The organism is Sporosarcina sp. NPDC096371 (assembly GCF_044762865.1).
Taxonomy (GTDB): Bacteria; Bacillota; Bacilli; order Bacillales_A; family Planococcaceae; genus Sporosarcina.
The window spans coordinates 773,159-788,531 of sequence record NZ_JBIWFE010000001.1; the positions used below are offsets into that span (position 1 = coordinate 773,159).

18 protein-coding genes are annotated in these 15,373 nt (G+C 42.6%); all 18 read left to right on the top strand.

The genetic code is table 11. The features are described from left to right. Positions 1-119: 119 nt before the first annotated feature. The 18 genes from ACIQ0H_RS03560 (at position 120) to aroC (ending at position 15,373) form a co-directional block, all read left to right on the top strand. Complete coding sequence (locus tag ACIQ0H_RS03560) at positions 120-761, top strand: flagellar brake protein (protein ID WP_403411006.1); 642 nt, start codon at positions 120-122, stop codon at positions 759-761. An 89-nt stretch (positions 762-850) separates the two neighbouring features. Beyond that, complete coding sequence (gene cmk, locus ACIQ0H_RS03565) at positions 851-1,528, top strand: (d)CMP kinase (protein ID WP_403411009.1); 678 nt, start codon at positions 851-853, stop codon at positions 1,526-1,528. Continuing rightward, positions 1,525-2,109, top strand: a complete 585-nt coding sequence (locus tag ACIQ0H_RS03570; protein WP_403411011.1) for a lysophospholipid acyltransferase family protein — start codon at positions 1,525-1,527, stop codon at positions 2,107-2,109. Before cmk ends, ACIQ0H_RS03570 begins: the two co-directional genes overlap by 4 nt. Positions 2,110-2,190: 81 nt before the next feature. After that, positions 2,191-3,333 (top strand): 30S ribosomal protein S1, encoded by a 1,143-nt coding sequence (rpsA, locus tag ACIQ0H_RS03575; RefSeq protein WP_403411014.1) that lies wholly within the window; start codon positions 2,191-2,193, stop codon positions 3,331-3,333. A 250-nt stretch (positions 3,334-3,583) separates the two neighbouring features. Further along, positions 3,584-4,894 (top strand): ribosome biogenesis GTPase Der, encoded by a 1,311-nt coding sequence (gene der, locus ACIQ0H_RS03580; protein WP_403411016.1) that lies wholly within the window; start codon positions 3,584-3,586, stop codon positions 4,892-4,894. Between the two features lie 27 nt (positions 4,895-4,921). After that, entirely contained in the window at positions 4,922-5,944 is a 1,023-nt protein-coding gene (locus ACIQ0H_RS03585) for an NAD(P)H-dependent glycerol-3-phosphate dehydrogenase (RefSeq protein WP_403411019.1), read from the top strand. Between the two features lie 233 nt (positions 5,945-6,177). Then, the gene (locus ACIQ0H_RS03590) at positions 6,178-6,375 is read left to right on the top strand and encodes a DUF2768 domain-containing protein (protein WP_403411022.1); all 198 of its coding nucleotides are present in this window, start codon (positions 6,178-6,180) and stop codon (positions 6,373-6,375) included. Next, positions 6,375-7,097, top strand: a complete 723-nt coding sequence (locus tag ACIQ0H_RS03595) for a hypothetical protein (protein WP_403411025.1) — start codon at positions 6,375-6,377, stop codon at positions 7,095-7,097. The genes ACIQ0H_RS03590 and ACIQ0H_RS03595 overlap by 1 nt, the downstream gene beginning before the upstream one ends. 76 nt (positions 7,098-7,173) lie before the next feature. After that, positions 7,174-8,652 (top strand): stage IV sporulation protein A, encoded by a 1,479-nt coding sequence (gene spoIVA, locus ACIQ0H_RS03600; RefSeq protein ID WP_403411028.1) that lies wholly within the window; start codon positions 7,174-7,176, stop codon positions 8,650-8,652. 163 nt (positions 8,653-8,815) lie between these two features. Beyond that, entirely contained in the window at positions 8,816-9,088 is a 273-nt protein-coding gene (locus ACIQ0H_RS03605) for an HU family DNA-binding protein (RefSeq protein WP_403411031.1), read from the top strand. Between the two features lie 189 nt (positions 9,089-9,277). Further along, positions 9,278-9,847: a GTP cyclohydrolase I FolE gene (folE, locus tag ACIQ0H_RS03610; protein WP_403411034.1), complete on the top strand. Its 570-nt coding sequence runs from the start codon at positions 9,278-9,280 to the stop codon at positions 9,845-9,847. 67 nt (positions 9,848-9,914) lie between these two features. Further along, positions 9,915-10,136 (top strand): trp RNA-binding attenuation protein MtrB, encoded by a 222-nt coding sequence (gene mtrB / locus ACIQ0H_RS03615; RefSeq protein ID WP_403411037.1) that lies wholly within the window; start codon positions 9,915-9,917, stop codon positions 10,134-10,136. A gap of 51 nt (positions 10,137-10,187) precedes the next feature. Then, entirely contained in the window at positions 10,188-10,892 is a 705-nt protein-coding gene (locus tag ACIQ0H_RS03620; protein WP_403411040.1) for a heptaprenyl diphosphate synthase component 1, read from the top strand. Between the two features lie 18 nt (positions 10,893-10,910). Beyond that, positions 10,911-11,606: a demethylmenaquinone methyltransferase gene (locus tag ACIQ0H_RS03625; protein ID WP_403411043.1), complete on the top strand. Its 696-nt coding sequence runs from the start codon at positions 10,911-10,913 to the stop codon at positions 11,604-11,606. Between the two features lie 27 nt (positions 11,607-11,633). Continuing rightward, positions 11,634-12,608: a polyprenyl synthetase family protein gene (locus tag ACIQ0H_RS03630; RefSeq protein WP_403411046.1), complete on the top strand. Its 975-nt coding sequence runs from the start codon at positions 11,634-11,636 to the stop codon at positions 12,606-12,608. A gap of 136 nt (positions 12,609-12,744) precedes the next feature. Beyond that, on the top strand, positions 12,745-13,191 hold the full coding sequence (ndk, locus tag ACIQ0H_RS03635; protein ID WP_403411049.1) for a nucleoside-diphosphate kinase: 447 nt from the start codon (positions 12,745-12,747) through the stop codon (positions 13,189-13,191). Positions 13,192-13,295: 104 nt separating this feature from the next. Beyond that, positions 13,296-14,066 (top strand): CheR family methyltransferase, encoded by a 771-nt coding sequence (locus ACIQ0H_RS03640; RefSeq protein ID WP_403411051.1) that lies wholly within the window; start codon positions 13,296-13,298, stop codon positions 14,064-14,066. 125 nt (positions 14,067-14,191) lie between these two features. Further along, positions 14,192-15,373, top strand: a complete 1,182-nt coding sequence (aroC, locus tag ACIQ0H_RS03645; RefSeq protein WP_403411054.1) for a chorismate synthase — start codon at positions 14,192-14,194, stop codon at positions 15,371-15,373.

Sequence of the window (15,373 nt, forward strand, 5' to 3'; positions counted from 1 at the left end):
TAATTTAATGTGTTAGAGGATGATGAAAAAGCGTATATGCAGTTGTTGTTACTACGACACGCTAGCCTTTGACAAGTGCCTGAAACTAGACATTAGACATGGATGGTAGGTGTTTTGGGATGTTACTTTCAATCGGAACAGTCATTGTTATTGACACAAATCTTACAGCGGATAGTGAAAAATATAAAAGTAAAGTGATTGATATGGGCGACGGGTTCGTCATGATTGATTATCCGACTCATACCGAAACGGGAAAAACGGCATTTTTCTTGGATGGAACACAATTGCTAGTGTCTTTCATCGATCATATGAAGATGTCTTATGCTTTCCGAACGGAAGTGAGCGGCCGCCTAAACAAAGGGATTCCTATGCTGAAATTATCCTATCCAGGCGATGAGCAGTTAATCAAAGTTCAAAGACGTCAATTTGTCAGAGTGGAAACACCTATCGATATTGCGGTTGAGAAGGATGGACACTATAGCCATTACGTAGCGGAGGATATAAGTGCGGGCGGCACCGCACTTAATCTTCCTGGAAAAGTTCCGTTTGACGCAGATGAAATCGTGTCTTTGACGATTGTTTTGCCATACATGAACAAGGAAATAAAATATGTCAAATTAAAGGCAAGAATTATTCGGTTATGGGAAAAAGACGGTAGAAAAATTGCCTCGTTACAATTTGAAGATATTGGACCGATTGATAGTCAATCTATCATTCGATTTTGCTTTGAGCGGCAGTTGCAGGTAAGAAACCGGTCGTAGAAATTGTTAGGGGGAAAGTCCGTGCAAATGGGGCTTTTCCCTTTTCCATATGATACAATATTGTCGAATTGACTACGGGGGTAGATGAAATGGCTATAGGGATAAAAATTGCAATCGATGGTCCGGCAGCTGCCGGTAAAAGTACGATTGCCAAAATGACTGCGGAAAAACTAGGGTATACGTACATTGATACAGGTGCAATGTATCGTGCACTTACGCATAAAGCGTTAAGCCAAAGCATAGATACTACTAATGGCGAAGAACTTAAAAGTTTGTTGCAGGAGACTGAAATTGTTCTGTTGCCATCTAAAGAAGGGCAAGCCGTCATTGTGGACGGTATGGATGTATCGGAGGAGATACGGTCGCAACAAGTAACGGCGCATGTATCTGCGGTTGCTATCCATACAGGAGTTCGCGAGTTAATGGTGGAGAAACAACGTCAACTAGCTGAAGGAATGGGTGTTGTCATGGATGGTCGTGATATCGGGACTGCTGTTTTACCGAACGCAGAACTGAAGATTTTCATGACTGCATCTGTTGAAGAACGAGCAATGCGTCGCCATATTGAAAATAGTCGACGTGGCATGATTTCCTCTTTAGACAACTTAAAAGTGGAAATCAGTGAACGTGATCGTGTGGATAGCGAAAGAGAAGTATCTCCACTTAGACAAGCGGAGGATGCTGTACTTATTGATACAACATCGATGTCAATTGAGGATGTAGCAAACCAAATCAGCGAACTCGCCGAAAAGAGGCTTGCCTTATGAACTTATATCCACTAGGAAAATGGTTATGTAGTGCAGTCTTTTATCCACTCTATCGAGTAAAAGTGATTGGCAAGGAAAATTTCCCGAAAGAAGGTGGCGTTCTTCTTTGTACGAACCATATTGCAAATGTTGATCCACCGGTTGTTGGAATCACTTGTCCAAGACCTGTTCATTTCATGGCAAAAGAAGAACTTTTCAATGCGCCCATTTTGAAAAGTGTACTACCTAGTGTCAATGCTTTCCCGGTGAAGCGCGGGATGAGTGATCGGGAAGCGTTTCGCAAAGCATTGAAAATCCTAAAATCCGGGGAAGTCGTTGGCTTATTTCCGGAAGGGACGAGAAGTAAAACTGGTGAATTAGGGGAAGGCCTTGCGGGTGCAGGTTTCTTCGCGTTAAAGGGAGAAGCACAAGTTATGCCTTGTGCGATTATTGGCCCTTATAAACCCTTCAAATCATTAAAGGTTGTTTACGGAAAACCGATTGATGTGACACCTTATCGTGAAAGAAGAGCTTCTTCCGAGGAAGTGACTGAAGTCATCATGAATGAAATCCGAAAATTGATAGAACAGCATAATAATTGAAATAATAAGGGTTAATTTTTGTTTTTATGAGTAGATTCGAATAATATAGAAGTAGAATTCTTTATAGAGGAGGACTACATAATGACTGAAGAGATGAATTTGGAAACGGTGAACAGCTACAATGAAGGTGATCGTGTTACAGGAAAAGTGACAAAGGTTGAAGAGAAATCGGTGACAGTTGAAATTTCGGGAGCACCGTTTGATGGTGTCATTCCAATTAGTGAATTGTCTAGCCTTCACATTGAAAAAGCTGCAGATGCTGTGGCAGAAGGTGATGAACTTGAATTGATCATCATGAAAGTGGAAGATAACGCGTATGTCCTATCAAAACGGAAAGTCGATGCGGAAGACTCATGGGATTCTCTTGAAGAAAAATTTAATAACAAAGTAACAATCGAAACAGAAGTTAAGGACGTCGTCAAAGGTGGACTAGTCGTTGACCTTGGCGTGCGTGGTTTCATCCCAGCGTCACTTGTGGAAGATTATTTCGTCGAAACCTTCGAAGAATACAAAGGCCGTACGATGACATTCAAAATCGTTGAAATGGATAAAGAAAAAAATCGCCTTATCCTATCTCATCGTGCAGTTATTCAGGAAGAGAAAGAATCACAAAAAGGTGTTGTTTTGGAAGGTCTCAAGGAAGGTCAAGTGCTTGAGGGAACTGTCCAGCGTATTGCAACATTCGGCGCATTCGTAGATATCGGTGGAATTGACGGGCTAGTCCATATTTCACAATTGTCACATGATCACATTGACAAAGTATCCGATGTCCTTAAAGAAGGCGATAAAGTGAATGTGAAAATCCTTTCTGTAGACCGCGACTCGGAACGCATCTCACTGTCTATTAAAGACACATTGGCTGGTCCGTGGGAAGGGATTGAAGACAAGGCGCCGAAAGGAACAGTGCTTGAAGGGACTGTAAAACGTCTCGTGTCTTACGGGGCATTTGTTGAAGTACTCCCGGGTGTCGAGGGGCTCGTCCATATTTCACGCATCTCCCACCAACACATCGGCACACCGCATGAAGTGTTGCAGGAAGGTCAAAAAGTGGATGTTAAAGTATTGGAAGTTAACAGTGAAGAGAAACGTTTATCTTTAAGTATCAAAGATCTGATTGAAAAAGAAGATAATAACGCTTATGGAGATTACGAGATGCCTGAAGAAGCATCAGGATTTTCTTTAAGTGATGTGATTGGCGATCAACTCAAGAAATTTTCAAACTAACCACACCATTTTTGATGGTGTGTGAGCAATATGAACAAGTACTTGCATGGATGATGATGCTTTTACGAGCATCATCATTTTTTTGTGTGTCTAGACTGCGGGCGTCAGCCGCTCGAGTTGTTTCGGTCTTGTTGATAAAGGCGAAGGATGTTTTTATCTTCAGGTCTTTTAGCGAATGTCGCGTCTAAGTGGGCGCAATTCGCTTTTTAGTGTATAATATGCAGAAGATAAGCTGGAAGGATGTTTGATTATGACTAAACCAACAGTGGCGATTGTCGGAAGACCGAATGTCGGGAAATCGACAATCTTTAACCGAATCGTTGGAGAACGAATTTCGATTGTAGAAGACGTTGCGGGAGTTACCCGTGACCGCATTTATAGCTCGGCAGACTGGCTCACGCATGATTTTAACCTCATCGACACAGGTGGGATTGATATCGGGGACGAGCCTTTTCTTGAGCAAATCCGTTTACAAGCAGAGATTGCGATTGACGAAGCGGATGTTATTATTTTCCTTGTGAATGGCCGTGAAGGTGTAACCGATGCGGATGAACAAGTAGCTAAAATTTTGTACAAAACGAAAAAACCTGTCGTCCTTGCTGTAAATAAGGTCGATAATCCCGATATGCGAGACATGATTTATGATTTCTATTCCCTTGGATTTGGAGATCCTTATCCAGTTTCGGGCTCTCACGGACTTGGACTTGGTGATTTGCTAGATGCAGTCGCAAAAAGTTTCCCAGAACCAGGTGCTGAACCGATTGAAGACGATGTTATCCGTTTTTCATTAATTGGTAGACCGAATGTCGGAAAATCATCACTCGTCAATGCATTTTTAGGTGAAGAACGGGTCATTGTGAGTAGTATAGCTGGAACAACGGTAGATGCCATTGATACGAGTTATGAATATGACGGACAGAAATATAAGATTATAGATACAGCTGGGATGCGTAAAAAAGGAAAGGTCTATGAAAACGTGGAGAAGTATGCTGTTCTACGTGCGCTAAAAGCGATTGACCGTTCCGATGTCGTTCTGATTGTAATTAATGGCGAAGAAGGCATCCGCGAGATGGACAAGCGAATTGCCGGCTACGCGGAAGACGCAGGTAAAGGAGTTCTATTCGTTGTCAACAAGTGGGATGCTGTCGAAAAAGATGACAAGACGATGAATAAATACATTACTGACATCCGCGATAACTTCCAATTTCTTGATTATGCGCCAATTGCGTTTGTGTCAGCGAAAACGAAGCAACGTGTTACGTCATTGTTTGATAAAGTCAAGTTGATTAGCGAAAATCATGCACTGCGCATCCAATCAAGTGTACTGAATGAAGTCATTGAAGATGCTGTTGCAAGAAACCCGGCACCTTCTGAAAAAGGTCGTCGTCTACGTATTTACTATGCGACACAAGTTGCTGTGAAGCCGCCGACTTTCGTTGTCTTTGTCAATGAACCTGAAATTATGCATTTCTCCTATGAACGCTTTTTACAAAACCGTCTTCGGGATTCATTTGGCTTCGAAGGAACGCCGATTCGACTCATTACACGCGCAAGAAGTTAAGGAGTTCCCAAAGAAAGGATGTATACAATGGAGAAAGTAACTGTTATCGGCGCTGGAAGCTGGGGAACGGCAATTGCCTTTGTCCTTGCTGAAAATGATCATGACTGTCTACTCTGGGCAAGACGCTCTACCCAGTCTGCCGAATTGAATGATGAACATACGAATCATGCTTATTTACCTGGTGTTTCTTTGCCTAGTAATTTAAGGGCGACGTCCGATCTACATGAAGCAGCGATGCACGGTGATATTATCATCATTGCTGTTCCGACAAAAGGGATTCGTCAAGTATGTTCCGAATTGAATGCCATGACGATTGGGCAGAAACTCATCGTCCATGTTTCCAAAGGGATTGAACCTGATTCTTTGAAACGAATATCTGAAATGATTGCGGAAGAATTGGCTCCTGAAAAGGTGGATGCCATTGTAGCACTTTCGGGTCCGAGTCACGCGGAAGAAGTCGTCTATAGACACCCAACAACTGTGACAGCTGCTTCGGTTGATTTAGCGGCGGCAGAGCGGGTACAGGATATGTTCATGAACAATTATTTCCGCGTCTATACGAATCCTGATATTGTTGGCGTAGAAATTGGGGCCGCGCTAAAGAATGTGATTGCGCTTGCTGCTGGGATAACAGATGGCTTAGGCTACGGTGATAACGCGAAAGCTGCGCTGATTACACGAGGCTTGGCGGAAATTTCAAGACTAGGTGCCAAGATGGGAGCAAATCCTTTAACATTTTCAGGTTTAACGGGTCTTGGTGATTTAATTGTGACATGCACAAGCGTGCATTCGCGTAACTGGAAAGCGGGCAACATGCTTGGTAAAGGGAATAGCCTTGAAGAAGTCGTTTCAGGTATGGGCATGGTCATAGAAGGCGTTAGAACTGCTAAAGCAGCTCACCAGTTGGCAGCCCTCCATAAAGTCTCTATGCCGCTTACAGAAGCACTTTACTCGGTGTTATTTGAAGATGTTCCACCGAAAAAGGCAGTCGATCAATTGATGAACCGCATGAAAAAACAAGAAGTTGAAGATTTATTTGACCAACGTTGATTGAATTTTATTCTGCATACCATTGCCGAATAAAGTTGAAATCTTTGATGGGTGCCCCAGATTTTGAAAGGATTGGAAAGGTAAACCGAATTTGCCGCAACTGAGAAGGATATAGTTAAATCCTTTTCAGTTGCAGACCTACTTTCAGCTAGTACAAGCTTAATTCAAAATCTGGGCGCAAATAAGCCGAGGTGTATTTGAACTTTAAGAAAGGGTGACTTATCTTGTCCTCAATGGATAAAATGTGGCTTTCTTTTTATGCAATGGGATTCATGGTTATTTCCATGGGTCTTATTTATGCGAGCAGACATAAGCTTCAAAATAAAATACTTAAATTATTATTTGCAATCATTGCGTACGCTTTACTTATTTTCTCATTTTTGGCGATGATTTACCTTGTGTTTAATGGTCCGACGGGAGGAGCAGCATGATGGTGAATATGAAAAGAATAGGGATTGTTCTCTTCTCATCTATTATTTTGATACTTACTGGTTGTAGTATGTACCCAGATGATGAAAAGGTGACTCGAGAGACTCCTTACGCGGATCAGTTAGAGACGATTCAAAAAGCTGTTGACGCCTACCAGGAAAGCACTGGCGGCTTATTGCCGATCAAAACAAGAGATGCTGAAACGGATATCTATATCAAATATCCGATTGAATTTGCCCAAATAATTCCCACTTATACGGAAAAACCGCCTTCAAATAGCTATGAAACAGGCGGGATATATCAATATGTCCTCATGGATGTTGAGAATAATCCGACAGTTAAGTTAGTCGATTTGCGATCAGCGGAGCGGATTCGTGAATTGAATCTACGGAAGCAGATCAATGGCCGCGTGCCGTTCAATGATGCTGTTGGTGAAAATGTGTATACAGTTGATTTTAAGGCGATGGGTTTCAAAGAACCTTTGACAGTACCGAGTCCTTATTCAGATACTTTTTTGCCGATTGTGATTGCTGGGGATGGGAAGTTTTATATTGATTATTCGATTGACTTAAATCGAATATTGAAAGAACAACAGCCTGATGTCAAAGAAGGAGAAGATATCCGTTACTTATTGGCGGATAATTATCCGGTGTTACCGGCTTATTCACGACCTTATACAGTGAATGATCAGAACGAACCTATCTTCATGACAGAAATAAAATAAAAAACGTTTCATGCTACGCGCATGAAACGTTTTTTCTATACATAAACTAATATGCGAAGAAAAGGAGGGCGATGGATTGAAAGAGGAACTATATGAAAATCTAGCTAGGCGTACTGACGGTGACATTTACATCGGAGTTGTTGGCCCTGTGCGTGTTGGGAAATCTACATTCGTGAAAAGGGTAATGGAGGAAGTCGTCATTCCGAACATGACGGAAGCGTCGGATCGGATTCGAGCACAGGACGAACTTCCCCAAAGTTCACCAGGGCCCATTATTATGACATCGGAACCTAAATTTGTACCTGCACAAGGAACTTCGGTTGCTGTGGGGGATGGGGAGTTGAAATTCCAGATTCGGCTTGCTGATTGTGTAGGCTATGTAATTGATGGTGTAAAGGGGTACGAAGACGAGGATGGTCCTAAATACGTCCACACACCATGGCATAACGAACCGATACCGTTCGAAGAGGCGGCCCGCATTGGCACGGACAAAGTCATTCGGGACCACTCCACTATAGGTATTCTGGTGACAACGGATGGAACCGTCAACAATATTCCACGGGCCGCAGCAGAAGTTGCAGAAGAAGAGATTATTAGCAAGTTGAAAGACATTGGCAAACCGTTTGTCATCGTTTTGAACTCTAAAATGCCGGCAAATGAGCGAACGGTGGCTTTGAAACAAAGCCTTCATGAAAGGTATGAAGTACCTGTTATTGCGATTAGTGCGGATCAGTTAAATGCACAGGAGATCCAACTCATCTTAAAAGAAGCTCTTTATGAGTTCCCGATTACTGATATCGACGTCCAGAAGCCGGATTGGATGGATGTACTTGGTAGCGAGCATGAGTTGAATGCCAATATTGATAGGGTAGTGAATGAAGGCTTTCTAGGAGCATCAAAGATTCGTAAAGTACAGGAACTTGCAGAAAGACTGAAAGATGAAAAGTATGTTAGAAATGCTGAAGTTATTGAAGTAGACGCGGGTAAAGGCAGAGCAATTGTGAAGATTGACATGGATGAACAGGCATTCCGTGAAATTTGTGAGAACATTACAGGGCAGGAAATTGGTACAAAGAAAGATTGGTTATTATTTGTGCAAGAAGCCTCGAAAGCGAAGAAGTCTTATAATATGTACGCAGAAGCGATTGATACAGCTAGAAAACAAGGGTACGGAGTCGCATTGCCGACGATTGAGGATTTCAATCCTACTGCCCCAGAATTGATTAAGCAGAATAACTTTTTTGGTGTTCGGATGAAAGCGACGGCGCCGTCACTTCACATTATTCGGGTTGATATGGAAGCGGAATTTTCTCCTTTAATTGGGTCAGAATTCCATAGTCATCATCTATTAAAAGAATTGAAGAATGCATATTTACATGACAGAGAGGCGCTCTGGGAAACACAACTTTTTGGTACTCCACTCCATGAAGTTATGAAGGAAAGTATTCGATTTAAAACAGCTTCTGTACCACAAAATGCACGAAAACGTCTGCGTGAAACCATTGAACAAATGGTGAACGATGGAAATAAAGGCATGATAACATTTATCGTTTAAAGGAGAAAGATCCGTCAAAAACGGATCTTTTTCTGCGTTTTTAAGAGGAAAGTGCATGATAATGGGGAAATGGCGATAATATTGTTGCGTCATGGTTTTGGTTGTGATACTCTTTTTACAGTATTGATAGGTTATTGATTTCCTTTGAGGGGAGGTGAATGGTGTGAATAAAACAGAATTGATTAACTCTGTGGCCGAGGCAGCAGGTCTAACGAAGAAAGATGCTACAAAAGCTGTTGAAGCTGTATTCGATACGATCCAGTCTACTCTTGCAAAAGGTGAGAAAGTACAATTGATTGGTTTCGGAAACTTTGAAGTTCGTGAGCGTGCAGCTCGTAAAGGACGTAACCCACAATCTGGGGAAGAGATCGATATCGCAGCAAGCAAAGTTCCTGCTTTTAAAGCAGGTAAAGCGCTTAAAGACGCGGTGAAATAATCTTTAAGTTTACATAGAAGTCCGTCCGGCGTATCTGATTATCAGATACTTTGGTCGGGCTTCTTTACTTTCTTGGTGCCAGCGGCTGGCACCAAGAAAGTAAAGAAGCATGTGAACTGTACGGAAATGAGGGAGTATGCTACTATTTCTGTTGGAATAGCTTTATTTCCGATTGAGGGGGATTTTATGATGAATGATGTCGATTATAGGAAAATAGAGAAGGCGGTTACAATGATCCTTGAAGCGATCGGTGAAAATCCGGAACGTGAAGGTCTGATCGACACTCCGAAGCGGGTTGCGAAAATGTATGCCGAGGTATTTGAAGGATTAAATAAAGATCCAAAAGATTATTTTAAAACGGTTTTCCATGAAAATCATGACGAGGTTGTACTGGTCAAAGATATACCGTTCCACTCCATGTGTGAGCATCACCTTGTTCCGTTTTACGGCCATGCACATATCGCTTATATCCCTCGTGATGGCGTCGTTGCCGGACTCAGTAAATTGGCAAGGGCTGTTGAAACAACTGCGAGAAGACCACAATTACAAGAAAGAATAACATCGACCGTCGCTGAAACGATGATGGAGATGTTGAATCCTATCGGTGTCTATGTTGTGATTGAGGCAGAGCATATGTGTATGACAATGCGAGGCATTAAGAAACCAGGAGCGAAAACAGTAACGACAGTAGCACGGGGCATCTATGAACATGACGATATAAAACGGGCTGAAATTTTATCGCTCATAAAAATGTCTTGAGGTCTTTGCGGGTAACTCCTTCTTTATGATATGATTGAGCTGTATATAACTGACGGGAGAGATACAGTTGACACAACCAGACTATATTGTTATTAAAGCACAAGAGGATGGCGTGAACGTCATCGGACTGACAAGAGGCAATGATACAAAGTTTCACCATACGGAAAAATTAGATCGTGGTGAAGTGATGATTGCACAGTTCACTGAACATACGTCAGCGATGAAAATACGGGGCAAAGCCGACGTTCATACCGCATATGGTGTCGTGTCAAGCGAAGCGAAGGAATAATTCGCTCCAAGACACACTCTTCCGGAGACGTCTTTGAATGGAGATCCGACGATGGAAAGACAAATAATTAAACGACAAATTGAAAATTATATAGCAGAGTTGAAGCATGTCCTTCACGAGCCAGTCGTGGAGAGAGATGTTGGACAGGCACCGATTGATCCGACGAAGGTCTTCTTCCTTTTGTTACCGATGTTGAACGGAGAGAAGTGGACGGAGCACTTAAACACGTCGGCCCTCGCAGTGGGGGCGGTGCATGCAGCATTTGATGCGCATGATACAATTGATGTCTCGGATGCCACATCAAAGCAACAACAGCTTTCTGTATTATCAGGTGATCATTTTAGTGGTGTCTATTATCGACTACTTGCGTCGATTCCGGAATTGGGCTTCATTCAATCATTGTCGGGTACAATTGGGCAAATTAATGAGGTGAAGACAACCCTTCATCAACAATTTCCAGATGAGCCAACACAATTGGTTGAGTCCATCCGAATCGTCGAAGCGGGATGTATAGCAGACTTTTTACATACATTCGGTTTTTCACAATATGCTACACTGGCCAATACTGTATTGCCACTTCTCCGATTGGAGCGTGGATGGTATAACCGAAATACAAAAGCTATTCATGTTGACCAGGCGATAGCTCAGCTCCATTCCGAAGTGCAACAGGCGGTTCAGGCAGCTAGTTTTCTGAAGCCATCTTTACAACAAGAAATTGGCAGTCTTGCGGTACCGCTTCTTGGTAAACTGATCTAAAGAAACGAGGTATGACACTTGGCGACACTAAAAGAACAAAAGGTCCATAAAGTCTTTGAAAAAATATCTGTCGATTACGATAAGATGAATTCTGTCATTAGTTTTAACCAACATAAAAAATGGCGTGATGACATTATGAAACGGATGAATGTTCACGAGGGAGCGAAAGCACTAGACGTCTGTTGCGGGACGGCGGATTGGACGATTGCACTAGCGGAAGCAGCTGGAACGACGGGCCATGTAACTGGACTGGATTTTAGTGAAGGAATGCTAGAAGCGGGTCGTCCTAAAACTGCAAAGTATCCTAACATTACACTTGTACAGGGAAATGCAATGGAATTACCTTTCCCGGATAATTCATTTGATTACGTGACAATTGGTTTTGGTTTGCGTAATGTACCGGATTATTTAACTGTATTGAAAGAGATGAATCGTGTCCTAAAGCCAGGCGGTATGATTGCTTGCTTGGAAACATCGCAAACTGAATTACCGGGCTATAGACAGCTGTTCCGCTTTTATTTCAAGTTTGTCATGCCTGTACTTGGAAAAGTGTTTGCAAAAAGTTATAAGGAATATTCATGGCTGCAAGAATCTGCGGATGATTTTCCGGGGATGAAAGAGCTTGCCCAGCTATTCACTGATGCAGGCTTTACAACCGTGTCTTATAAATCATATAGCGGTGGTGCGGCGGCGGGCCATGTAGGATATAAATAATAAAGACCGCAGGGGAAGGTAATCGTTTTGGAGAAATTGAAGTTAATGACACTTTATGCCGATTTCCGAAAGGACATCGCCTATATAGAAAAGGAACTTGAACGATCCGTCAATTCATCTTCCCCGATCATTCAGCAAGCCTCACTTCACTTACTTCGTGCGGGTGGGAAAAGAATCCGGCCAATCTTTGTGATTCTTGCATCTAAATTTGGCTCGTACTCTTTGGAGGATGTGGCAAAGGTTGCTGTCTCTCTTGAGCTCGTCCATATGGCGTCTCTCGTCCATGATGATGTCATTGATGATGCAGATATGCGCCGGGGGTTTGAGACGGTGAAGGCACGTTGGGATAATCGGATTGCGATGTATACGGGGGATTTCATCTTTTCGCGTGCGCTGACATCCATTGGTGAAATTAAATTGCCTGCAGTCCACCAACTGCTTGCAGAAACTATGCTTGAAATTTGCAAAGGCGAAATTATACAGATTGATCATCAGCGAAAAACGGATCAGACCATCCGAGATTATTTGCGCCGCATAAAACGGAAGACAGCACTTCTGTTGTCATCCAGTTGTGAACTAGGCGCCCTCGTTTCACAAGCCGATCCCACGGTTGTGAGGAAGATGCGTCGTTTCGGTTATTACGCAGGAATGGCTTTTCAAATTGTGGATGATATTCTTGATATTACATCGACAGACGAACAACTTGGAAAACCAGCAGGTAGTGATTTGTTGAATGGCCATCTGACATTACCAATCCTATACATAAAAGATGACCCTGTATTTCAACCCTATATGGAGCGTTCATTTGATGGGACGTTGACGGGGGCGGACCGTGAAGAAATGCTGATATATATTCGGGGGACAGGCGCGATTGAAAAAGCGCAACAAGTGAGCGATTTATATTTACAAAAAGCGCTCGATGAATTAAACGATCTCCCCAAAGGCAGTGCGAAAAAAGCATTCGTGCAAATTGCTGAATTTATTGGGAAACGAAATTACTAACCTTACTAAGTAAGGTTAAAAGGCCACCGCCAGATATCTGAACGAATTTGCGCAATCTAACAGTTGAAAGATTGTGCATCTGGTGGTACGATCGACAAGGAGAAATCCAGCTACATACAAGAAGGAGTGTTTACACATGGAAAGAACATTTTTAATGGTTAAACCTGACGGCGTACAACGTAATCTAATCGGAGAAATCGTTGGTCGTTTTGAAAGCAAAGGATTTAAACTTGCAGGCGCTAAACTTATGCAAATCACACCAGAACTTGCTGCACAACATTACGCTGAACATAAAGAGCGTCCATTTTTCGGCGAGCTTGTTGACTTCATCACTTCAGGTCCTGTTTTTGCAATGGTATGGGAAGGCGAAAACGTTATCTCTGTAGGTCGTCTAATGACAGGAGCAACAAACCCGAAAGAATCTGCACCAGGAACAATCCGTGGTGACTTCGCAGTTACTGTTGGTAAAAACATCATTCACGGTTCTGATGCACCAGAATCTGCAGTTCGTGAAATCGGTCTTTTCTTCAAAGAAGAAGAACTTGTCTCTTATGACAAAACGATGAACAACTGGATTAACTAATAGTTGATAAACAGCCTTGCATTCGTGCTTGGCTGTTTTTTGTTATTCCGTAATTGTTCCCAATCGGCTATACTTGAAAGAACATATGAACGGGAGGGGTTACATTGCCGGATTATGCTGTATTTATAGAGAATATAAAAAAGAAAACGGGAATTGATTTGTCACTTTACAAAGAAGCCCAGATGAAAAGAAGACTGACGTCCCTTTATGAAAAGAAAGGGTATCGAAATTTTAAGGATTATTTCGATGCGATACATAATGATAAAGAACTACTTGAGGAATTTCTCGACAGGATGACCATTAACGTCTCTGAATTTTATCGTAACGCCCAGCGGTGGGACGTGCTTGAAAAAAAGATTTTTCCGAAGTTGCTTGCCCAAAATAAAAAACTGAAGATTTGGAGTGCGGCGTGTTCCACAGGGGAAGAACCTTATTCCCTTGCCATGGTATTAGCCACACATGTGCCCATTCGTGATATCTCTATTTTAGCGACGGATTTAGATCTGGGTGTCATTGAACGAGCGAAAGTTGGACTTTATCCTGATAGGGCACTAAAAGAAGTACCTGCACCAATTGTTAAAAAATATTTTGTCAATGAAGGTCAGTATTATCAGGTCAATGATGAAATTAAGAGAACTGTGTCGTTTAAACAGCAAAATTTATTGAATGATCGCTACGATACCGGTTTTGATTTAATCGTTTGTCGCAATGTGATGATTTATTTCACAGAAGAAGCAAAAGACCAAATTTACATGAATTTTTCCAAGTCGATGAAACCGGGTGGGATTCTTTTTGTAGGAAGTACCGAGCAAATATTCAATCCGGCAAAATATGGTTTAGAGTCTGAAGACACGTTCTTTTATAGGAAAGTATAAGAAAACTTTAAATATCCGGATAACTTTCCGGATATTTTTCATATAAACATATAGTCAAAAGAACTTTACTTTGGTAGAGTGCTATAAAACGGATGTTAAAATTATCCGACAGAGGAGGAAATGGAATGAGGTATTTCACAGCTGGAGAATCACATGGTCCACAATTGACAGCAATTATCGAAGGGCTTCCTGCCCAAATGGAATTGACGGCTGAAATGATAAATGGTGAATTGTCACGACGCCAAGGAGGGCATGGTCGGGGTCGACGAATGCAAATCGAAAAAGATCAGGTGATCATTTCATCAGGCGTTCGCCACGGTAAGACGCTTGGCTCGCCGGTGACACTGACAGTGGTCAATGATGACTGGAAACATTGGACGAGCATTATGGGCGTCGAACCATTACCGGAGGATGTAAAGCCTGAAGATGTGAAGAGGCAGATAACAAGGCCAAGACCGGGTCATGCCGATCTTGTCGGAGGTATGAAGTATGGTCATCGGGATTTACGCAATGTACTTGAACGGTCATCTGCTCGTGAAACAACAATGCGTGTGGCAATTGGTGCAGTAGCTAAACAATTCCTGCGCGAACTTGATATCGAAACAGTCGCACATGTAACTGATATTGGAGGGTTTACAACAAATCCGAATACATATGCAGGAAAAGGGACGCAGGAGCTTCGTGACATCGTTGAGAACGACCCTGTCTACTGCGCAGACCCTGAAGCGTCCAAACAGATGGTACAAGCCATTGACGATGCGAAGGGCCGTGGAGATACAGTTGGTGGCGTTGTGGAAGTGATTATCGAAGGATGTCCTCCTGGAATTGGAAGCTATGTTCAATTTGACCGCAAAATGGACGGTAAGCTTGCAGGAGCAATGATGAGCATCAATGCGTTTAAGGGTGTTGAAATTGGGCTTGGTTTTGAAATGGCCAATCTGCCGGGTAGTCAGGTGCATGATGAGATTGCTTGGAGTGAAGAACAGGGTTATTACCGTAAGTCCAACCGGTTGGGTGGTCTTGAAGGCGGCATGACGACAGGGATGCCGATTGTCGTGAGAGGCGTCATGAAACCAATTCCTACGCTATACAAACCGCTCGAAAGTGTAGATATCGATACGAAAGAACCGTTTGTGGCGACAATTGAGCGCTCTGATCCTTGTGCAGTTCCGGCGGCTTCTGTTGTAGCAGAGCATGTCATTGCAACAGAAATGGCAAAAGCCATTATGGAGGAGTTTCGTTCGGATACGATGGACGGGCTTAAAGAGGAGATTGCACAATACAGGCGCTACGTAAAGGAGTTTTAA